This window comes from Gulosibacter chungangensis (assembly GCF_008831155.1).
GTDB classification, from domain to species: domain Bacteria; phylum Actinomycetota; class Actinomycetes; order Actinomycetales; family Microbacteriaceae; genus Gulosibacter; species Gulosibacter chungangensis.
Window position 1 is genome coordinate 642,299 of sequence record NZ_WBKB01000001.1, and the last position, 20,672, is coordinate 662,970.

A 20,672-nucleotide genomic window follows, 5' to 3' on the forward strand; every position below is an offset into this window, starting at 1 on the left:
AGATGGGGTCAAAATCGGTTAGCGGGCCTTCTAAGGCTAAATAACGGCATCCTTGGTAAGATGGAACGTCAGCCTCGGGCTTGTCCTGGGCTGTTTACTTTTCATGAACCGTCAAGGAGTCCGAATCGATGAGTGAGACCGAAGCGAATCACCAGGTTCCCGGTAGCCACAAGGTTGAAAACACCTACGGCGCCAGCGAGATCCAAGTACTCGAGGGACTGGAAGCGGTTCGTAAGCGGCCCGGTATGTACATCGGTTCGACGGGACCGGACGGCCTCCACCACCTCGTCTACGAAATCGTCGACAACTCGGTTGACGAATCCCTCGCTGGCTACTGCGACGACATTGTCGTGACCCTGCAGGCTGACGGTGGCGCGAATGTGCTCGACAACGGTCGTGGTATTCCCGTGGAAATGCACCCAATTGAGGGCATTTCCACACTCGAGGTAGTGCTCACGAAGCTCCACGCCGGCGGTAAGTTCGGCGGTGGCGGTTACGCAGTCTCGGGTGGTCTCCACGGTGTGGGTTCTTCCGTGGTGAACGCGCTCTCGCACAAGTTCGTCGCCCAGGTGCACCGTGACGGGTACGAGTGGAAGCTCGAATTTGCCGACGGTGTCCCCCAGCATCAAATCGAGAAGGGCGAGGAAGTCACTGACACCGGTACGAACATCACGTTCTACCCCAACGGCGACATCTTCGAGACCATCGAATTCGACTATGAGACGCTGCGGGCGCGCTTCCAGCAGATGGCGTTCCTCAACCGGGGCCTTCGCATCACGCTCATTGATGAGCGCAACCCGCATGACCTCAAGGCCAGCCTGACGACGGTCAGCGAAGTCCTCGAGACCGAGCAGGGCGAGGCGGTGGATGCAGAGGACGGCGCCGAGGTCGAGGAGGCTTGGGAGCCGCGCAAGCAGGTCTTCAAATACGATCGAGGGCTTGTTGACTACGTTGAGCACCTCGTTAAGCGCAAAAAGGTCGAGGTCGTCCACGACGAGGTCATCGAGATCATCGAAGAGGACACCGTCGCAAAGATTTCCCTCGAAGTCGCGATGCAGTGGACCGAGTCGTACAACGAGGCCGTGCACTCCTTCGCAAACACGATCAACACCAAGGAGGGCGGCACCCACCTCGAAGGGTTCCGTTCGGCGCTGACCTCGGTAATCAACCGCTATGCCCGCGAGAAGAACCTCCTCAAGGACAAGGACGAGAACCTCTCCGGTGAAGACGTCCGCGAGGGTCTCGCCGCGATCATCTCGGTGAAGCTCGGTGAGCCGCAGTTCGAGGGGCAGACCAAGACCAAACTCGGCAACACCGAGGCGAAGTCCTATGTGCAGCGGGTAATGACCGCGGCGCTCAACGACTGGTTGGACCGCAACCCGACTCAGGCACGCGAGGTGATTCGCAAGGCGAGCCAAGCATCCGCCGCCCGCATCGCGGCGCGACGTGCCCGCGAACAGACCCGCCGCAAGGGCCTGCTCGAGTCGAGCGGAATGCCCGGCAAGCTTCGTGACTGCTCCTCGCGGAACCCGGATGAGTCGGAGATCTTCCTCGTGGAGGGTGACTCGGCCGGTGGTTCGGCGGTGCAGGGCCGTAACCCGCGCACGCAGGCGATTCTGCCGCTGCGCGGCAAGGTGCTGAACGTTGAGAAGGCGCGGATTGACCGGGCGCTGCAGAACCTTGAAATTCAGTCGATGATCACCGCGTTCGGTACCGGCATTGGTGACGACTTTGACGCCGAAAAGGCCCGCTATCACAAGGTGATTCTGATGGCGGATGCTGACGTCGACGGCCAGCACATCACGACGCTGCTGCTCACGGTGCTCTTCCGCTTCATGCGGCCGCTGATCGAGGTCGGCTACGTCTACCTCGCCATGCCGCCGCTGTATCGCCTCAAGTGGACGAACGCGGCACACGAATATGCCTACTCCGATGAAGAGCGGGATGCGCTGATCGAACGCGGTCGAGCGGCCGGTCGTCGCCTGCCGAAGGACAACGCGATTCAGCGTTACAAGGGTCTGGGCGAAATGAACTACTCGGAGCTGTGGGACACCACGATGAACCCCGAGACGCGCACCCTCCGCCAGGTCACGATGTCGGATGCGGAAGCCGCCGACGAGGTCTTCTCCACGCTCATGGGTGAGGACGTCGAATCGCGCCGCGCGTTCATCCAGCAAAACGCACACGACGTGCGCTTCCTCGACATCTAACAGCGACGAGCCTGCACGGCCCTGCTGGCCGCGCATCCACACACTTTTTGAACCCGACACAACAAGGCTGAATACACATGGCTGATGAGACCGATCTCACCAACGACAATGCGCCGGTAAACGACCGGGTCGAGCAGGTTGACCTGCAGCTCGAGATGCAGCGCTCCTATCTCGACTACGCGATGAGCGTGATCGTGGGACGCGCGCTACCCGAGGTGCGCGACGGCTTGAAGCCCGTGCACCGCCGCGTGATTTACGGCATGTACGACGGCGGCTACCGCCCCGACAAGTCCTTCTCGAAGTGCGCGCGTGTGGTCGGGGATGTGATGGGTCAGTATCACCCGCACGGTGACTCGGCGATCTACGACACCCTCGTGCGTCTTGTGCAGCCCTGGTCGATGCGCTATCCGCTCGCCCTCGGGCAGGGAAATTTCGGTTCGGCCGGTAACGACGGCGCCGCAGCTCCCCGATACACCGAGACGAAAATGGCGCCGCTCGCCCTCGAGATGGTGCGCGACATTGAAGAAGACACCGTCGATTTCATGGACAACTACGACGGTCAGACCCAGGAGCCGACCGTCCTCCCGGCGCGCTACCCGAACCTGCTCGTGAACGGTTCGGAGGGTATCGCGGTTGGTATGGCGACCAAGATTCCCCCGCACAACCTGCGGGAGGTCGCCGACGGTGCCCTTTGGGCGCTTGAGCACCCGGATGCATCCCGCGAGGAGCTCCTCGACGCGCTGATTGAGCGCATCCCCGGCCCCGATTTCCCCACCGGTGCGCAGATTCTCGGCACCAAGGGAATCCAGGAGGCGTATCGCACGGGCCGCGGCTCGATCACGATGCGCGCCGTGGTGAACGTCGAAGAAATCGGTGGTCGCACCTGCCTAGTCGTCACCGAGCTGCCATACCAGGTGAACCCCGATAACCTCGCCGACCGTATCGTGCAGATGGTCCGCGACGGCAAGATCAACGGCATCGCCGATATTCGCGATGAAACCAGCGGTCACACCGGTCAGCGCCTGGTGATCATCCTGAAGCGCGACGCCGTCGCGAAGGTCGTGCTCAACAACCTCTACAAGCACACCCAGCTGCAGGACACTTTCGGCGCGAACATGCTCGCGATCGTGGACGGTGCCCCGAGGACTCTCACGCTTGACGGATTCATCACGCACTGGCTCGACCACCAGGTCGAGGTCATCGTGCGCCGCACCCAGTACCGGCTGCGGAAGGCCGAAGAAGAGGTCCACATCCTGCGTGGTTACCTCAAGGCCTTGGATGCGCTGGACGAGGTAATTGCGCTCATCCGGGCTTCGCAGACGGTTGAGATCGCGCGCACGGGCTTGATGGAACTGCTCGATGTTGACGAGATTCAAGCTTCGGCGATCCTCAACCTGCAGCTGCGTCGCCTGGCTGCCCTCGAACGCCAGAAGATCACTGACGAGGCGGATCGACTCGAGGCGCTCATCCTCGAGTACAAGGGCATCCTCGCCTCCCCCGAGCAGCAGCGCGAAATCATCTCGGAAGAGCTCAGCGAGATCGTGCGCCGCTTCGGCGACGACCGCCGCACTGAGATCCTCTACGGCTTCGAAGGTGGCGTGAGCGATGAAGAGCTCATCCCGGTCGAAGAGCAGGTCGTCACGGTGACCCGCGCGGGCTACATCAAGCGCACCCGTAGTGACCAGTACCGCTCCTCGCACCGCGGCAGCAAGGGTGTGCGCGGCGCGACGCTGAAGGCTGATGACATCGTTGAGCACTTCTTCGTCACGACCACGCACCACTGGCTGCTGTTCTTCACGAACTTCGGCCGCGTGTACCGCGCGAAGTGCTACGAACTGGTGGAAGCGAGCCGGGATTCGAAGGGTCAGCACATTGCGAACCTGATCCCGCTGCAACCGGGTGAAGAGGTCGCGCAGATCCTCGACCTCGAGAACTACGAGGAGCACGACTACCTCGTGCTCGCCACCCGCAATGGCCTTGTGAAGAAGACCGCACTGAAGCTCTATGACACGAACCGCCAGGCGGGCGTGATCGCGATCAAACTGCGCGAGGGCGATGAGCTCGTCTCGGCAATGGCGATCAAGGATGGCGACCACATCTTCCTGTTCTCGCACGCCGGTCAGTCGCTGCACTTCGAAGCCGACAACGAGCAGCTGCGCCCCATGGGCCGCGACACCTCGGGCGTGAAGGGCATGAGCTTCCGCGACGGTGACTACCTCATCAACGCGGCGGTCGGTACCGATGAGAACCTCTACGTCTTCACCGTCACCGAGGCAGGCTATGCCAAGCGAACCTCGGTAGGTGACTACCGCATCCAGGGCCGCGGTGGCCTCGGTATCAAGGTGATGAAGCAGTCGGAAGACCGCGGCGAGATCGCCGGGGCACTGTTGGTTCACGAGAGCGACGAGGTGCTGGTGATCTTGAACTCCGGCAAGGTCGCCCGCTCTGACGTCGCAGAGGTCCCCGCGAAGGGCCGCGACACCATGGGTGTGGTGTTCGCACGTATGGACAAGAAGGATTCGGTCGTGGGCGTGGCCCGCAACACCGAGCGCGATCTCGGCGACGATGAGGCGGATGCGCAGGACGAAAATGCGGAAGATTCGGGTGCCGAGGCTCCCGCAACTGACGTGGTGGATGCATCCACCGAGACGGCTGCCGAGGCTACGACTGAAGATGCAACTGCATCGGGACATGCCGAGAGCGAAGCCGAAAATGATGCCGCTTCAGAGGCCGACGAGTAGGATCGACCATCATGACATCTGTAGCGGACAAGCTCGCAAAGAAGTCGGAGCGTCGCACCTCCAAAAAGCAAGTGCGGCTTCGTCTCGTTCAAATTGACGTGTGGTCGGTGGTGAAGCTCGCACTGCTCATCGCCGCCTGCGTCGGCGTGGTCATTATCGTTGCCGCGATTTTGCTGTGGACGGTGCTGGCCAACACCGGCGTGATGGAGTCGATCAATAACCTGCTGAACGACGTCACGAGCAACGAGCAGATCACCGTGGAGACGTTCATCAACTTCCAGGGTGTGCTCGCCTTCTCGGCGATTCTCGCGCTGTTGGAGATCGTGGTGATGACCGCCCTGGCGGCAATTGCGGCGTTCCTCTACAACCTCACGGTGCGGCTGACCGGGGGCATCGTCTTCGGGTTCACAAACTCCTAGAAAAATTTTTGGCCGCGGATTTTGCGCAGCGGAAAAGAACTGGTAATCTTTTCTCTTGTGCCAAGGCATTCCAAGCGAATGGTGAAGCACAGGATTGGGGCTATAGCTCAGGTGGTTAGAGCGCATCGCTGATAACGATGAGGTCCGAGGTTCAAGTCCTCGTAGCCCCACTCAATCCAGTAGGATTGATCCGGTAGTTCTTCGGAACTGCAGTTGTTCGAAAGAACAGCACGGGGCCTTAGCTCAGTTGGTAGAGCGCCTGCTTTGCAAGCAGGATGTCAGGAGTTCGAGTCTCCTAGGCTCCACAATTGAAGACGTACTAGAACACCTGACATCGCTCGATGCGTGCTCGGGTGCGAGGGCGGCGAAGGGCTCAGCGAGCCGGATCGTCGCCCTTTCGTCTTCGCTGATCTCGATGCCGTTGGTCAGTGCTTGGTTCGCCAGTCGCTTGCCGTGCTCGTCGGTGCGGGCGTACAGGGTGGCGCAGTCGACCAGCAGGCTCAGCGCGGTGCTGAGTTGCTTGCGTGATCCCTCGTGGTAGTCGTGCTCGCTGGCGAGGCGTCGGTCGATGTCGGCGAGGCCGGCGCGGATGCGGTCTTGGTGTCGCTTGAGGGTCTCTAGGTCGATCGCGTCGGCGAAGTGCGCGGCGAGCAGTTTGTCGCTCTCGTTCTGCAGCCGCTTGCGGTTCTCCGTCAGCTCGGCAAGTTCTTGTGACCGGGACGTGAGGCGTTCATCGAATGCGGCCTCGACTTGCGCGGCGAGTGCCGCGTACTGCTCTTCGGTGATCGCGATGTCGCGGTAGCAGTCCGCGACGAGCTGCTCCGCGATCCCGACCGGCACGGCACGGCGAGTGCAGTTCTTCCGCTTGGAGGCTCGGCCCGAGCAGACGTAGTAGGCGTAGCGGACGCCCTGCTTGTTGGCCGGGAAGTCGAGTTGTAGGCGCGATCCGCACGCCCCGCAATACAGGGCGCCCTTCAGGTAGTGGTCGTGGCTGCGCCGCCGCTCGGACGCGATCTTCCGAGCGTTGAGCAGGCTCTGTACCTGCTGCCAGGTCGCCATGTCGATCAGAGGCTCGTGCGTGCCCGCTTGCTCTGCGCCTTTGTAACGGACGACGCCGATGTAGTACGGATTGCGCAGGAGCTTGAAGAATCCCGAGCGTGCCATCGGACCGGAGGGACGTTTCGGGGTCGGCACGGTCGTAAGCCCCCGTGCTGTGACTTCGGCGAGCAGATCAACGACGGTGCGGTCGCCGCCTGCATACTGCTCGAACACCCACCGCACGAGCGGAGCACGCTCAGGGTCGATCTCGATGGTGCGGTACTCGCGTCCTTGATCGTCGCGCTTGCGGACGTTGAGGTAGCCGATCGGGGCGCGCATCGGGGTGCCGCCAGTCTCGAACTTCTGCGTCAGACCCTTGGCGACCTCGGTTGCGAGGTTCTTGGAATAGAACTCCGCGATCGAGGACATGATGCCGTGCAGCAGCATCCCGGATGGAGTCTCGTCGATGTTCTCCGTCGCCGACACCAGCATGACACCGGCTTCGACCAGGCGGCGGTGAATCTCCACGTCGTCAAGGCGGTTCCGCGCGAGGCGATCGACCTTGTGGACGATGCAGTAGTTGACCTGATGCGTGGTGATGTACTCCAGCATCCGTTGCAGGTCGGGCCGATCTGCTGAACGAGCCGACTCTCCAGCGTCAACGAACTCAGCGACGATCCGTGCTCCGAGGTCTTCGGCTTTGCGGGCGTTCGCCTGACGTTGCGCCGGGATCGAGAACCCTTCGTCACGACCGCCCTTGGACGCCTGTTCCTTGGTCGAGACCCGCTGATACGTCACCGCGGTCAGCAGGGGTGCAAGGTCCGTCTCCTGCATGGGCATCGCGAGTGTCATGACTACTACCTCCGTCTGCAGCCGCCGCCTCGGCGGCCGGTGCTATGTCCTCAGCCCTTTGTCGATCACCGATCTGACGCTGTCGCTCGTCGAGTTCTTGGGCGTGGAGCTCGTCAGCGACGTGCAGCACGAGCGCGATCAGTTGCTTGGTGTCAGGGGTGGAGCGTGTCCGGGACTCGGCCGCGATCCGTCGGCCGGTGCTCGTCACCCGGTAGTGCTTCATGGGCGGCAGGTGCACCGACCCGAGTCGCAAGATCATCGGCCTGGGCACGCGCCTGCCGCCGCGCCCGGATGTGCTCGCGGGTGAGCCGGGCCAGGGTGACCGGCCCCATGATGAGGAACTTGAGGGCGTTCCAGATGCAGACGAGGACGACGAGGTGGAGCCAGCCCGGCCCGCCGTTGTCGATGATCGTGGTGCACCAGTAGGCGATGGCGAAGTACGGGACGGCGATGAGCATCGCCCACAATGCCCACTTCGGATCGCGGCGGGTGCGGATGTAGTCGAGCAGCAGGTTGCTCGGTGCATAGCCGAGAAGCCCGTGAGTGTTGGCGGTCGCGGTAAAGATCAGCCGGAACATGGCGCAGTCCTCCACTGGCGGCGACGCCAATGTGTTGGGAGGACTTGCCTGAGCGGATCTCTGGCTCGTCATGCTACCGACCGTGAGGCGGATGGCCTAGCTGATTCCTGTCGCCTGCGACCAGTCTACGCCCCGGCCCCGACATGCGGAAGGCACCGGGCGGCGTGCCCCTCGTGGGCTGCGCACGCCAGCGGGGCCGAGACTCTGCTGGTCTCGGCCCCGCTGGTTGCCGTCTAGAGGACTTCGCCGGTCTGCGGATCGACGTTGAGGTTGGCGAGGAAGTCTTCTTCGGCTTGCCGGCGTCGGTTCACGTCTGCGATCACGAAGTCCACGAAATCCTCGTCTCGGTTGACGATCTCTACGTCCTCGATCGGTGCGGCGGGGTCTTCGCCGGGCCAGACGGTCTGCCGGGTCGGCCGGTCCCGATCGAGCCGGGTGCCGCTGGCCCCCACCCAATCGCGTAGCCGCTGCCGCGCGTCGCTGAAGTCCCGATGCCAGCCCAGCGGTGCGCTGCCAGACTGCTGCGGGTCGTAGGCGCACAGCCAGTGCAGGTGCAGCGCGCTCAGCTCCCACACCAGTTCCCAATGCTTGTGCCACATCGGCGGTACCACGCTGGCAGGCAGGCCGTAGGTGACGCGAAGCCAGTTGACCCACTGGTTCAGCTCCAGCCAGGCGTGCTCGGCCTCGTCAGCGCGCAGCAGGTTCCAGTTGATCGGCGCCGGCGGCTCATCGAGTATCGGTCCGAGGTCGCCGCGGGGCTCGGGGATCGAGGCAGGATCGAGGTCGGGATCTGGACGGTCCTCTGCTTCGTCGCCCGTAGTGGAGGTGTCGTCGTTGGCCATGTGCTGGGCTCCTGCTCAGGAGCCCAGCACGGCCGGCTCGCGCGCCTGCGGGGACTGGTCGGGGCGCTCGAACGCCTGATTGCGATCCACGCCGGCGGCGTCGCGCTCGACGGTCGCGTTGCGCGGCTCACGGTTGATCGTGATCCGGCCGCTGACCGGGTTCGGGGTGAGCGTGTCGGCCCGGAACTCTTCCCGCTCGACTCCGGTCTCGGGGTCGGGGAACTTCTCGAACTTTCCGGTGGCGATGACGTCATCGCCCTTGCGGTACAGCTCCTTCGCGACCTCTGCGGCCTTGTAGCGCAGCGAGAGGTCGTGGAACGTGCGATCGAGCTTGGTGAACGTGCCGTCTTCCTCGCGCCGCCAGTGATCGACGCCTACGCGCGCGTAGAACCGCGGCGTCCCCGTCTTCTCGCTGTAAGTCAGCCTCGGGTCACCGGCGATGTGACAGACCATGACCGTGGCGTTCTTGATGCTCATCTCGTAGCCTCCTGTCCTTCCCACGGCCGCATTCCCACGGCCGATGTGGCAGGCAGGTGCTCGCCTACAAGCCCAGCGAGTGCGGATCACGCGCCGCGCACTCCCCGGCCGCAGCAGAGGCGGCCGCGACAGGACTGCGTTGCGGATCGCCCCTGACCCCGAGCGCGGCCCGGTGGGCTCTGACTGCTTCGACGGTGAGCCCTTCGTCTGACGTGATCGGCTCCGGGCCGGGCGCGGCGTTCTCGATGTCCTCCTGCATCGCAGCCAGGCGGGTCTCAACGTCGGCGAGGTCTTCCCTGGCGTCTCTGAGCGCCTGGGCGTAGCGGAACGGTTGACCGATCCGCTGCTGCGCCTCGGCCGTGGCTTCCTCGGCGGCGGCGAGGTCGGTACGGGCCTGGTCGAGCAGGCTAGGGATGCCGGAGACACGGTTCTCGATGCGCTGGATCAACCCGACGCCGCCTTCGAGAAAGAGGTCGCGGCCGAGCATGAACGAGCTGCGCGGCACGCCGTCGAGCGCGACGTGCACCATGACCTCACCGCCGAACGCCGGACTCGTGTTCACCGTGATGTCGAATCCGCTGATCGAGCCGATGGTGCCGTAGTCGCGGCTGGCGTACCGAGGTGCCCATTTCAGGTCGGAGGCGTGCGCCCAGGTCGCGAGTGCGTGCGCCGCGTCGACGCGGGACGTGTAACCGCTGTCCCGCAGCTCCATCCGGAACCGACCGCCGGACGTGTCGGCAATCCGCGGGAGCGCGGCTTCGAGGGCCGCGATGTCCGCGGTGGCGCGGCGGGCATCGTCCTGGGAGCGGTCGCGGGTGTGGACGAGCATGGACTGGTTGCGGTGGTAGGCGCGTTCGAGCCGTTGCAGCCGGGTGACCTCGTTCTGGATGGTGGAGTGCTCCAACAGCAGTGGGTTGCCCGAGCTGATCGCCTTCGCTTCCGCGGCCGAGAGGGCGGATGAGTCGATCTCTTCGATCTCGCGGGAGTCGAGCCTGCCGCGCATGAGCTGGGAGATGAACGTGGCCTTCCGTTCCACGCCCTGCCACATATAGGAGTCGAAGGATCGCTCGGTGACGAACCGGACGATCGCGACCTCGGGATTCTGGTTCAGCTGGCGCAGGATGCGGCCCTCGCGTTGCGCGATGTCGCTGGGCCGCCACGGGCAGTCCAGGTGGTACAGCGCGACCGCCCTGGCTTGCACGTTCGTGCCGACGCCCATCTTCTCCGTCGAACCCATCAGGACGGCGATGTGGCCGGCTCGCGCTGCCGCGAACAGCCTGGCCTTGTCCGCGTCGGTCTTCGCCTCGTGCATGTACCGGATCGCCTCGGCGGGCATCCCGCGCTGCACAAGCTGAAGGTGCAGCTCGTCGTAGGCGTTCCACCGTTCCCGGTTCGGGGTGCCGATGTCGGAGAACACCAGCTGCAAGGCACCACGCACCGGCGAGGGTTCCCCGGTGATGGTGTCGAGGTACTCGTTGTCCTTGGTCTGCTCCCAGACGCGATAGATGGTGTCGGCGGCGACGTCCACCTTGGTCGGCCCGGACGGGGAGTTCGGGACGATCATGCGGATGTCGAGAGCGGCCTTGCGCCCGTCGGTGCTGATGGCGAGCATGTTGTCCTCGCTCGGCGACACGCTCTTGGTCGCCACCTTGTCCGCGCGCCTGCCGAGGTGTTCGATGAACTGCTCCAGCTCCACCGTGGGCTGCACGGCCACCGTCGCGGGCGCGCGCTTCCCGTCGTCGCGAGGGGCGAGGTCCGGCACCGGGAGTTGCAGGTCTTCGCCGGTCTTCACGTCGGCGAAGATGCTCCACAGCCGCAGCATCTCCGGCACGTTGGAGAACTTCGCGAACCTGGTCTTCATCCGGAACGTGTTGTTCCCGGTCGGGGCCATTTCCATCTGCGTGACGGTCTGCCCGAACGTCGCCGCCCAGGCGTCGAAACTCCCGATCCCGGCCGCGTCGAGCAGGTCGGGCCGCAGGTACTTCTGCATCACGTACGCCTCAGTCACCGAGTTGCTGATCGGGGTCGCGGTCGCCCCGGTCACCACCCGCTCCCGTCCCAGGGAGCGCAGGTACTCCAACTTCATGTGCAGGTCGGTCGCCCGCTCGGAGCCGTCGATCGAGGCGTCGCGGATGTTCGACTCCGTGGAGAGGTTCTTATACATGTGCATCTCGTCCACAACGACGTAGTCGATACCGGTGTCCTCGAAGCAGACCCCGACATCACGGTCGGAGTCGGCGCGCGCCTTGGCCCGGTTCTCCAGTTGGAGCAGCTTGCGTTGGATGCGCTTGACGCTCATCCGGTCCTCGCCCTCAGCATCCTGCAGGACGCGGCGCAACTGCTCGACCTGCGCATCGACGTAGGTCTGCTGCGTCTCCGGCCGCAGCGGGATCTTGGCGAACGCGCCCTGCGTCATGAGCACGCCGTCCCACTCGCTCGCGGACGCGCGGGCAACGAACAGACGACGCTTGTCCGCGGTGAGGTCTTTGCTGGACGCGGCGAGAATCTTGGCGCGCGGGTAGATCTGCAACCACTCCCGGCCGAACTGTTCGAGCATGTGATTCGGGACGACCAGGACCGGCTTGGAGATCAGGCCCATGCGGCGCATCTCCATGACGCCCATAATCATCTCGGCCGTCTTGCCCGCGCCGACTTCATGGAACAACCCGGCGGAGGGTTCGGCGATCATGCGCGCGACCGCGGAGCGTTGATGCGGCCGTGGGGAGAAGTTCGCCGCGAGCCCCGGCAGCGTCAGGTACTCCCCGGCCCCGGTGTAGTCCCTCAAGACGAGCGAGTTAAACCGCGTGTTGTACTCGTCCACCAGTGCTCGGGCTCGCTCGGGGTCTTCCCACACCCATTCGCCGAACCGCTCCTGAAGCGCATCGGCCTTCTCCTGCGCGGCGGTCGTTTCGACCGGGTTGAGGACGCGACGCTTCTTGCCCTCGATGTCCTCGACCTCGTCGTAGACGAGCAGCGTGCGTTGCTCCATCACGGCCTGCGCGATGTCCGGTGCGGGGCGACGCTCGGTGCCCCACTCACTGGTGGCCAGCAGCCCCTGCCGTCCGCCGCGAACCTCCCACATGCCCGGCAATGCGTTCTCCACGCGGACCTCGCGGGTGCGCAGCAGCTGGTTGAGGAACTGTTCGTGAATGTCGGCGCTGATCCAGACCGCGCCGAGCCGTGCAGTGATGTCCTCCACGCCCAGCGTCTCCGGCAGCACCTCGGTCAGCGCGTCCACGTTGGTCTGGAACTCAGGATCATCGGCGGCGCGTGCCTTCGCGGCGTCGAGCTTCGCCCGCACATCGCCGGAAACGTAGGCCGGTGCGTGGACGAGCTCGTCGGTGACCGGATCGGTGAACACGAGACCGGTCAATGCCCCGCGCGCCTCGGTCTCGTCCATGCCGAGCATGTCGGCGATCAGGCCGAGGTCGATGCCGCCGGTGCGGTCGAGGCTGACCGCGACGGCATCCGCGGGGGTCTCGACGCCCTGAATCTCGGCGCGCGGTGCGACGACGCGGCGGGACATGATCGCCGCCGGGGCCGCGGTCTGGTCGGTGTCATCGAACTGCTCCAGCGCCAGCACGAGCGGCCCGAACGGGTCCGAGCGGAGGATGCGGATCGGCGTCGGCACGACCCTGGCGTAGGTCTCCTCGCCGGTGTCGTTGGTGCGGCCGGTGCGGCGCAGCGAGTAGCGGTTCAGCGGCCCGTACTTGCCGACGTACTTCTGATAGCTGCGGCGCAACCCTTCACGGGCCTGGACGATCTCGTCGGTGTCATCCACCGTGGCAGCTTCCAGGGCCAGCAGCCGGGTCGCTCCGTCGCGTAAGCCGAGCAGCGCGCGCAGCTCGACCGCGGCGGACTTGGGTACCTCCAACGGTTGGACGCCGCCGTCGACGACGCTGCCGAACTCGCCGCCGTCGGTGGGGACGATGCTGCCGTCCCACAGCTCGGGCGGGGCTGGCGTGAACGCCGCACGGCGGGTCTCCTGCGCGCCGGTGCGCTCGGTCATCGTCAGCCCTTGCCGACGGGCGCTGAACGTGACCTGCTCGATCGCGTCGCGCAGTTCGTCCTCGAGCCGGTCAAGATCGCCGCGCACGTTGAGGGTGGCGTTGCCGTGCATCCCGTGACCGACCTCCAGATCGCCGAGCACCCGCTCGGGATGATGGTCGAAGTAGGCGTTGATCTTGATGAGTTGACCGTCCACGCTGATCGGGGTGACGGTCTCCCACAGGTCATCGGCCGGCGGCTGGCCGTCTTCGCGGCGGCGGAAGATCAGCAGGTCGCTGACGACCTCGGTTCCCGCGGCCCGACGATGCGCGCCGGTCGGGAGTCGGACGGCTCCCACGAGATCGGCGAGCAGGTTCATCTCGCGTCGGGCGCCGGGGTTCTGCGCGTCGAGCGTGTAGTGCGAGGTCAACACGGCGACCAGCCCGCCCGGCCTGGTCAACCGCAGGCTCTTCAGGATGAAGTGGTTGTGAATCGTCTGCCGGGTTGGATTGTGCAGCGCGTCGTGCAACACGATGTTCCCGAACGGGACGTTCCCGACCGTCGCGTCGAAATGCGCCTCCGGCAGCCGGGTGTCGGCGAACGACTCGGCCCGGATCGTCGCGTGCGGGTACAGCCCGCGGCTGATCGCGGCGGTCAGCGGGTCCAGCTCGACGCCGGTCATCTGTGCGGTCTCGGGTGCCAGGCCGATGAAGGTGCCCGCGCCCGAGCCCGGTTCCAGCACCTCGCCGCCGTCGAACCCGAGCGTGCGCATGGCGCGCCAGATCTGAGCGACGATCATCGGATCGGTGTAGTGCGCGTTGATCGTCGTGCGGGCCGCTGCGTCCCACTCATCCGCGCTGAGCAGGTCGCGCAGCTCGTCGCGCTCGCTGTCCCACTCAGGCTTGGCGTCGTCGAAGACCTCGGGGATCGCACCCCACGACGACCAGCGGGCCAGTGCCTGCCGTTCATCAGCGGTGGCGGCCCGCTGCTGCTCGGCCAGCGTGCGGACGACCTGGATCGCGGCGAGGTTGGCGCGGAACCGCGCTTTTGCTCCGGACGGGGCGAGGTCGTCCTGCGACGCAGGGACGAACCGCGGCAGCTCAGCCGCGACCGGTTCTTGCGGGGTTAGCGGACTTCGCGGAGGAAGCGGATCGTCGCCGCTTCGGCCAGCAGCGCCCGGTTCGACTCCAGGTACTGGCGCGGAATCTCCGCCTCGACCAGTCCCTCCAAGAACTCGACCGGGACGGCCCACTCCTTGGCCTTGTCCTCCAGCTCGACCGTCGAGGGCATCAGGTCCGGTGCGTCCTGCATCCTCTCCGCCCAGGTCACCAGGTTCTCGTCCGAGGGACGGGTCTGCTCCCATTCCTCGCGGGCCTGATCCAGTGGCAGGCTCGGGTCGCTGATCCATGCGAGCTGGTTCATCACGACCTCCTCTGCGATCCTGCGAGCCGTCGTCCGACGGGCCACGTCCTGTAAGTAAGTCTGCGCCGAAGAGCGCCCCATCTCCAGCATCCAGGCCGGATTGTTCTCCAGTTTCGCTGCCAGGTCCGACACTTGGCCCTGTATCTCCGCCCCGAGGTCGGTGAAGAACTGCTCCGGGTTCTCCAGCTCCGCCAGCCTGTTCGGGGCGTGCCTCGTCCAGTGCTCCCGCACTCGTGCTCCGTAGCGGTTCATCGGTGCTCTCCCTCGTCTCGGTTGCTGGCGTGCTGGATTCCCCGCTCGCCAACAGGGTGTCGGCGGCGGGCTCGTCGAGCCCCCACAGGTCGAGTTCGAGCTGACCCGGTGGAACCGTGCGCCGTCGGCGCGCCGTCACGGCCACCCCCGCCCAGAGCGGTCGTGGCTATCAGACGTCGCGCCGATCACGGGCGTCTGGGAGTGTCGGTCATGGCCCATCCGCGCCCGCTTCCAGCAGAGCCTCGATCTCCGCACGGTCGGCCTTGAGCCGGTCGGCGTCGGGGCGATCGGGCCAGGCCCGCAGGTCGGTGATGATCGGTGCGGCGGAGCGCAGCATCACGACACCGGTTCCGAACGGCAGCGTCCGGATGCGGTCAGGAGGCAGGATCGCGACGCGTCGTACCGACCGCTGGTTGGAGCGGGAGCCGTGATCGCCGAGCGTCACCGAGTCGGTGGTCTCGTCCCGCTCGCCGATGAGTGTGGATAGGTCTTGCAGGTCGCGCGAGGACGACGCCCCGCCGAGGATGATCTTGACGATGCTCGCGTCCCAGATCGCATTGGCCTGGTTCTCGTTCCAGCGGTCGCGTGCCTGCGCCAGCGATTGCAGAACCGGCATCGTCGTGACCCCGGTGCCGCCCCCTTCCGCCATGAGCGTCGGCAGGCTCGGCAGCGGGGCAAGGTTGGCGATCTCATCGAGCGCCAACAGCATCGGCGGATCGAGACGGGCACCCGCCGAGCGCGCAGCCAGCCGCCGCGCGGTCTCCACCAGGTCTTCCACCAGCGCAGCGACGAGCGCCGCCGAGGCATTGGAGCCCGAGCCCGTCGCCAGGAGGAACAGGGTGCCACAGTCGCGGATGAACGCGGCCGGGTCGAAGCTCTCGCCCTCGCCCGGACTGACCGAATCGAGCACCCGCGGGTCGGCCAGTGCGCCGAGCGCCAGACTCACGCCCTGCCAAATGCTGTCCCTCGTGCGCGGATCGGCGTCGATCATCGCCTCCAGCGACTCCGCCCACCCCAGCGCCGCCCCGGCGTTGTTGACCAGGATCGCCACGGCATCCGCCGCCGCCGTCGGATCGAGGGTCCATCTGAACAGCTCGCTCGGTGGACGATGGTCGAGCGCAGCCGCGTGCAGCAACCCTTGCAGCGCCGTGCGCGTCTTGCCCTCCCAGAACCCGCCGCCATCGACGCCGCCCCCAGCGAGCCCGGTCGCGGACGCAAGGCCCGCCGCGCGGATCATCGCCGTCTGCGGGTTCTCGCACCCTCTGATCGGCGACCACCGCAAACCGGCCGGAAGCCCCTCCGCCAGGCGCTGCGGGTCGAACACGGCCACCGGCCCGACCCTCTGCCGCGCCCGCAAGGTGGCGGTCATGTTGTCCGGTCTCGTCGAGGTCGAGACGACCGCGCCAGGCGCGTCCAGGATCGCGTTGACCAGGATCTGCAGCGACTTCCCACTCCGCGGCGGGCCGATCACGAGGATCGAGTCCTCGACCGACGCCCACACCTCGCTGCCCTTGGACGTCCCGATCCGGTAGCCGACATCGTGCGGCCGCGGTGATTCCAGCGAAGGCCGCAGAGTGCCGGCCCGTTTCAGCAGCGCCGCACTGGACGCGGCCTTGGCGACCTCGTGCTTCGTCGCCGTCCCCGCGATCCGTCGCGGGTCGGTCTCGATCCTGCGGGCGTGTCGCCGCAGCCGAGTCCACCCCCACATGCCGGCGGCGACGAGGGCCGCCAGCAGAAGCGTGGCGACGACCCAGTAGACGACCGGATTCAGGCCCGCCGCCTCCAACGCCGCGGCGGGGTCGCCCGGCCGGAACAGCACAGCGACCCCGGACGCCGGGCCGGCCGCAGGCTGCGCGGTGCCGGTCAGAAACGCCGCAATCGACCCTGCCCCACGCAGCACGAGCGCAACGCCGAAGAGCACGACCAGGCCGATCATTGCCAGGTTCGTCAGTTCATCCCCGAACGAGCCGGTCTGCCGGCCCTCGTTCACGGCACCCGCCGTACGATCGTCGTGCCGGAGACCCGCCCGAACAGCAGCACTTCCACGCCGCCGCCCGCGTTCTCCGCGCTGAGGTGCGTGGGGTCGATGAGCGCGCGGGCGATACCCGTGTGCGCGGCGTCAGTGTGCCCCGTGATGATCGCGACCGCGACATCCTCGCCAGGGACGAACCCTGGCCCCTCAACGGTGTGGAAGACCGGCACGGCCGCACGCTTCGGCGCGGCCTGCGGCGTGTTCTCGGAGGTGCGATGCGGCCTGGAGGGAATGAAGTCGGTGAACACCGCCCCATCGGCTTCGCGAACCTCCACCCGCACAGGGATGACGCGGTTTCGGCTGGCCAGGTCGACGATCTCCGGGAACGACGATCGCAGCCACGCCGGCGCACCCTCGGGCGGTGAGAACGGCGCACCGTCAAGCGTCGCAGTGAGCGTGCCGTCTGCGTGCACGTCGAGCACGACGTGCGGGATCGACACCGGGACAGACTCAGGCTCGGGTTTCCTCATGTCGCCGAGGTGAGCCCGGACGCGACCAGCGACGATCTTGGCTTCGACGCTCCTACGGGGCCGTTGGACCCGTTTGGATCACAAGCGGGGTGCGTCCGGCGATGGGCGACCTGGCGCATCACGCCGAACCGATACGGCGTGCTGGGCAGCGTTGCGGGTTCGCTTCGCCCAGATCTCGGCCTGCCTGAGCAGCGTCGCCGCGTCGTCCGAATCGACTGCGCCGCGCGCGGAGACGCGCCATCCATAAGTGCCGTCTGTTCGCCGTGCCGTGCGTTCAGCACGCCATGCCCAGGAAGTCGGCAGACGATCAGGGTCGGACCAGTCGGTGCCCGTGTAGCGTTCCTCGATCGCGAAGCGGGCGTCGCTGTTCTCGATCGGATACAGCACGTAGTGCCCACCCCCGAAGGTCTCGGGGTCCTCGTATTCCAGATGAACGTGCTCGCTGTAGACGCGAACGATGCGCTCCAGGCCATCGTTGAGCGCATTCATGTTGCAGGTTAGTCGCTGCTGCTCGCGGTCGAAAGCCTCTGTGGCCTGGCCGTAGGCGGTGATTCCCGCTCGTACGGCTTGCTCGAGGTGGGACAGGAGTTGCTCAGCCTCGGTCTCGCTCATGCCGAGTGTGCGTGCCGCGCCTGCGGTGTCGGTTGTGTTCCGTACCCGCGCTTCGAATGGTCCTTCCCGCAACGGCCCTGCCCGCAGTGCCCGCCCGCCGCTCTCTCCATTGACCTCGACCACGACGACCCGCTCCTGGGGCGTCAGGAGTCCGACCTCCCCATCGCGCACCGAGAACAACGGTTCGGAGAGAAGTAGCCCGCCAAGTGTGGCCTCCCGATCCACGTGAGCCTCGAAGGCGTCCAGCGCGCGGCCGAGAGCGATCTGATCCCGAACCTCGTTCCAATCATTGCCAGGCATGGCCGTCATGCCTCCGACCGGAGCCAGTCGGAGTTTGCGAGATCGTCCCAACTGCCGCGATTTCGAATCGGCATGGCTTCCCGAGGTGCTTCATGTCGGGAGGTGCGCGGCGAAGAACGGCGAACTCGGATTCGCACGTGATCCTCGCGATTCGTGCGCTTCGGCCGAGTTGGCGCGGGTGCGTATCGCTTCTTGACCTCACATCCTGAGCAGTCAGGAGTGTGCAATAATCTGCGTATGGACGCAGATAAGCAGGTATGCGGGCTCGATCCGGATTCGGAGTATGTCGAGCTTGCGGTGGAGGTGTTCGGGATGCTCGCGGACGCGACCCGGGTGCGGATCATCCTCGCGTTGCGGCAGGCGGGCGAGCTGCCGGTGAACCAGTTGGCCGAGGTGGTGGACAAGTCCCCGGCGGCGGTTTCGCAGCATTTGGCGAAGCTGCGTCTGGCGCGGATCGTGGCGACCCGGCAGGAGGGGCAGCGGGTGTTCTACCGGTTGGAGAACGAGCATGCCTCCCAGCTCGTCTCGGACGCGATCTTCCAGGCCGAGCACACCCTGGGCGGCACGCCTCACCACCACCAGCAGACGAATCAGGATCAGCCATGACCGCACACATCCACGACCACGGACAGGATGCTGCCCACGCGCACGCGCCATACGCGCATCCGCACCTGGACGCCCACGGGCAGGCGCACCCCGACAGGCACGCGCATGACCGCGGCGATCACGAGCAGATCGTGCTCGCTCTTTGGCGGGCTGACGAGCTGCCCGTGAACGCGCTGGCGGAGATCGTGGGGAAGAAGCCCTCGAGGGTGTCGCAGCATCTGGCCCGGATGCGGATGGCGCGGATGGTCACGACCCGGCAGGAGGGCACGAGCGTGCTCTACCGGCTCGCCGACGAGCGCGCCGTCGCTCTGGTGGCCGAGCCGATCAAGCAGGCCGAGCACGCGGTCGCGAACGGGCAGATCCCGCCCCACCACCACGCCGCCCAGCAGTAACCCGGCGTCCTCCTCCCTGAACCGATTGACCCACCCTGATGCTTGCCGTTCTCCGTAACCCGACCTACGCGAAGCTGTTCAGCGCGCAGATCATCGCCCTGCTCGGCACGGGCCTGCTCACCGTCGCGCTGGGTCTGCTCGCGTTCGAGATCGCGGGCGGGGATGCCGGGATAGTGCTGGGGGTGGCGATGACGATCAAGATGGTCGCCTACGTCGCTGTCTCCCCGGTCACGACCGCGCTCGTCGCGCGCCTGTCCCGCAAGCAAGTGCTCATCGGCGCAGACCTGATCCGGGCGGGGGTGGCGGTGTCGTTGCCGTTCGTAACCGAGGCGTGGCAGATCTACCTCCTGATCTTCCTGCTGCAGTCGGCTTCGGCGACGTTCACGCCCGCGTTCCAGGCCGTGATCCCCTCCGTGCTGCCGGACGAGCGCGAGTATACGCGGGCGCTGTCGCTTTCGCGCCTGGCATATGTCCTCGAGTCGCTGGTCAGCCCGATGCTCGCCGCCGTGCTGCTGACTGTGGTCAGCTTCCACAACCTCTTCGTCGGCACCGTGGTCGGGTTCCTCGCCTCCGCGATCCTCGTGATCGCATCCCGCTTCCCGCACATCGAGCCCCCAGCACCTGCGCCGTTCCTAAACCGCCTCACCCGCGGGGCACAAGCGTTCTGGGCCAATAGCGAACTGCGCGGGCTGATGGGATTGAACCTCGTTGTCGCAACCACGACCGCGATGGTCATCGTGAACACCGTCATCCTCGTCCAAGGCGACCTCGGCCGTCCCCAGATCGACGTCGCGCTCCTCCTGGGTGCCTATGGTCTGGGCTCCATGATCGTCGCGCTCGGCATGCCCAAGCTGCTCGACTCCCTCCCTGATCGTCGCGTGATGCTCACCGGCGGCGTCGCCCTGCCGTTCCTGTTGCTCGCAACTTCCGGAACCATCGCCTGGTTAGAGGGCACATCCCAATGGGTTACACTGCTGGCGCTCTGGGTACTGCTCGGGGCCGGGACCTCCACGATTCTCACCCCGTCCGCGCGTCTGCTGCGCCGTAACTGCACTGAGCAGAACCGGCCCGCCGTGTTCGCCGCGCAGTTCTCCCTCTCGCATGCCTGCTTCCTCATCACCTACCCTTTCGCCGGGGCGCTCGGCGCGGCGATCGGCCTACCCGCTGTCGCGCTCGTGCTCGTCGCACTCGGCATCCTGGGCGCACTCTTCGCGCTCATCACCTGGCAGGCCCGCCCGCACCTCGACGCGGCCGCAGCTGAACGCCGGGCCAAGGCGCAGCACTGAGCAAGACGCGGGACAACGGGTTCCCGAAACCCGCGCCCTCAACTATGCTGAAACCAGCCGTGAGCACTCAGGTTCCGACTCGGGGTCCGACATGCTAATGGGGCTACTTCCCAAGTGGCACAAGGCTTCCGAAGTCAAAGGCGATGGGTGACGAAC

The 20,672-nt window shown here is 65.9% G+C and carries 16 protein-coding genes, 2 tRNA genes and 1 pseudogene; 10 read left to right on the top strand and 9 right to left on the bottom strand.

The features are described 5' to 3' along the window. Window positions 1-128: 128 nt before the first annotated feature. The 6 genes from gyrB to F8O05_RS14890 all read left to right on the top strand — a co-directional run bounded on the left by gyrB (window position 129) and on the right by F8O05_RS14890 (window position 5,898). Window positions 129-2,210: a DNA topoisomerase (ATP-hydrolyzing) subunit B gene (gene gyrB / locus F8O05_RS02890; protein ID WP_158051224.1), complete on the top strand. Its 2,082-nt coding sequence runs from the start codon at window positions 129-131 to the stop codon at window positions 2,208-2,210. Window positions 2,211-2,287: 77 nt separating this feature from the next. Continuing rightward, entirely contained in the window at window positions 2,288-4,951 is a 2,664-nt protein-coding gene (gene gyrA / locus F8O05_RS02895) for a DNA gyrase subunit A (RefSeq protein WP_158051225.1), read from the top strand. Window positions 4,952-4,962: 11 nt separating this feature from the next. Next, entirely contained in the window at window positions 4,963-5,370 is a 408-nt protein-coding gene (locus F8O05_RS02900) for a DUF3566 domain-containing protein (RefSeq protein WP_158051226.1), read from the top strand. A gap of 96 nt (window positions 5,371-5,466) precedes the next feature. Next, a tRNA-Ile gene (locus tag F8O05_RS02905) sits at window positions 5,467-5,540 on the top strand. 62 nt (window positions 5,541-5,602) lie between these two features. Continuing rightward, window positions 5,603-5,675 (top strand) — tRNA-Ala (locus F8O05_RS02910). Window positions 5,676-5,715: 40 nt separating this feature from the next. Next, window positions 5,716-5,898 carry a hypothetical protein gene (locus F8O05_RS14890; RefSeq protein ID WP_225735693.1) on the top strand — a complete coding sequence of 61 codons (183 nt, stop codon included), beginning with the start codon at window positions 5,716-5,718 and terminating at the stop codon, window positions 5,896-5,898. Between the two features lie 288 nt (window positions 5,899-6,186). On the opposite strand, the pseudogene F8O05_RS02915 reads toward F8O05_RS14890, so the two are convergent. From F8O05_RS02915 to F8O05_RS02935, 5 genes and pseudogenes are all read right to left on the bottom strand, one after another. Then, window positions 6,187-7,260: pseudogene (locus tag F8O05_RS02915) on the bottom strand (recombinase family protein); the annotation flags it as partial. Between the two features lie 152 nt (window positions 7,261-7,412). Then, window positions 7,413-7,838, bottom strand: a complete 426-nt coding sequence (locus F8O05_RS02920) for a sulfate permease (protein ID WP_192497002.1) — start codon at window positions 7,836-7,838, stop codon at window positions 7,413-7,415. A 233-nt stretch (window positions 7,839-8,071) separates the two neighbouring features. Beyond that, the gene (locus F8O05_RS02925) at window positions 8,072-8,680 is read right to left on the bottom strand and encodes a hypothetical protein (RefSeq protein ID WP_158051227.1); all 609 of its coding nucleotides are present in this window, start codon (window positions 8,678-8,680) and stop codon (window positions 8,072-8,074) included. A 15-nt stretch (window positions 8,681-8,695) separates the two neighbouring features. After that, window positions 8,696-9,157 carry a single-stranded DNA-binding protein gene (locus tag F8O05_RS02930; RefSeq protein WP_158051228.1) on the bottom strand — a complete coding sequence of 154 codons (462 nt, stop codon included), beginning with the start codon at window positions 9,155-9,157 and terminating at the stop codon, window positions 8,696-8,698. A 64-nt stretch (window positions 9,158-9,221) separates the two neighbouring features. Then, window positions 9,222-13,943 (bottom strand): helicase, encoded by a 4,722-nt coding sequence (locus tag F8O05_RS02935; RefSeq protein WP_225735694.1) that lies wholly within the window; start codon window positions 13,941-13,943, stop codon window positions 9,222-9,224. 12 nt (window positions 13,944-13,955) lie between these two features. Here F8O05_RS02935 and F8O05_RS14895 point away from each other — a divergent pair, with 12 nt between their 5' ends. Further along, the gene (locus F8O05_RS14895; protein ID WP_225735695.1) at window positions 13,956-14,273 is read left to right on the top strand and encodes a hypothetical protein; all 318 of its coding nucleotides are present in this window, start codon (window positions 13,956-13,958) and stop codon (window positions 14,271-14,273) included. Here F8O05_RS14895 and F8O05_RS02940 read toward each other — a convergent pair. From F8O05_RS02940 to F8O05_RS02955, 4 genes are all read right to left on the bottom strand, one after another. Continuing rightward, on the bottom strand, window positions 14,270-14,818 hold the full coding sequence (locus F8O05_RS02940; protein ID WP_158051229.1) for a hypothetical protein: 549 nt from the start codon (window positions 14,816-14,818) through the stop codon (window positions 14,270-14,272). The genes F8O05_RS14895 and F8O05_RS02940 overlap by 4 nt on opposite strands. A 208-nt stretch (window positions 14,819-15,026) precedes the next feature. Continuing rightward, window positions 15,027-16,754: a type IV secretory system conjugative DNA transfer family protein gene (locus F8O05_RS02945; protein WP_158051357.1), complete on the bottom strand. Its 1,728-nt coding sequence runs from the start codon at window positions 16,752-16,754 to the stop codon at window positions 15,027-15,029. Between the two features lie 50 nt (window positions 16,755-16,804). Next, on the bottom strand, window positions 16,805-17,290 hold the full coding sequence (locus F8O05_RS02950; RefSeq protein ID WP_225735696.1) for a hypothetical protein: 486 nt from the start codon (window positions 17,288-17,290) through the stop codon (window positions 16,805-16,807). 108 nt (window positions 17,291-17,398) lie between these two features. Beyond that, window positions 17,399-18,232 (bottom strand): hypothetical protein, encoded by an 834-nt coding sequence (locus F8O05_RS02955; protein WP_158051231.1) that lies wholly within the window; start codon window positions 18,230-18,232, stop codon window positions 17,399-17,401. A gap of 237 nt (window positions 18,233-18,469) precedes the next feature. Between F8O05_RS02955 and F8O05_RS02960 the strand changes: the two genes are divergently transcribed. The 3 genes from F8O05_RS02960 to F8O05_RS02970 are packed head-to-tail and all read left to right on the top strand — an operon-like array spanning window position 18,470 to window position 20,516. Next, a complete protein-coding gene (locus F8O05_RS02960) occupies window positions 18,470-18,838 on the top strand; it encodes an ArsR/SmtB family transcription factor (protein ID WP_192497003.1) in 369 nt (122 codons plus the stop codon). Beyond that, a complete protein-coding gene (locus F8O05_RS02965) occupies window positions 18,835-19,230 on the top strand; it encodes an ArsR/SmtB family transcription factor (RefSeq protein WP_158051233.1) in 396 nt (131 codons plus the stop codon). Before F8O05_RS02960 ends, F8O05_RS02965 begins: the two co-directional genes overlap by 4 nt. A 38-nt stretch (window positions 19,231-19,268) precedes the next feature. Continuing rightward, window positions 19,269-20,516 carry an MFS transporter gene (locus tag F8O05_RS02970; protein ID WP_158051234.1) on the top strand — a complete coding sequence of 416 codons (1,248 nt, stop codon included), beginning with the start codon at window positions 19,269-19,271 and terminating at the stop codon, window positions 20,514-20,516. Window positions 20,517-20,672 lie beyond the last annotated feature (156 nt).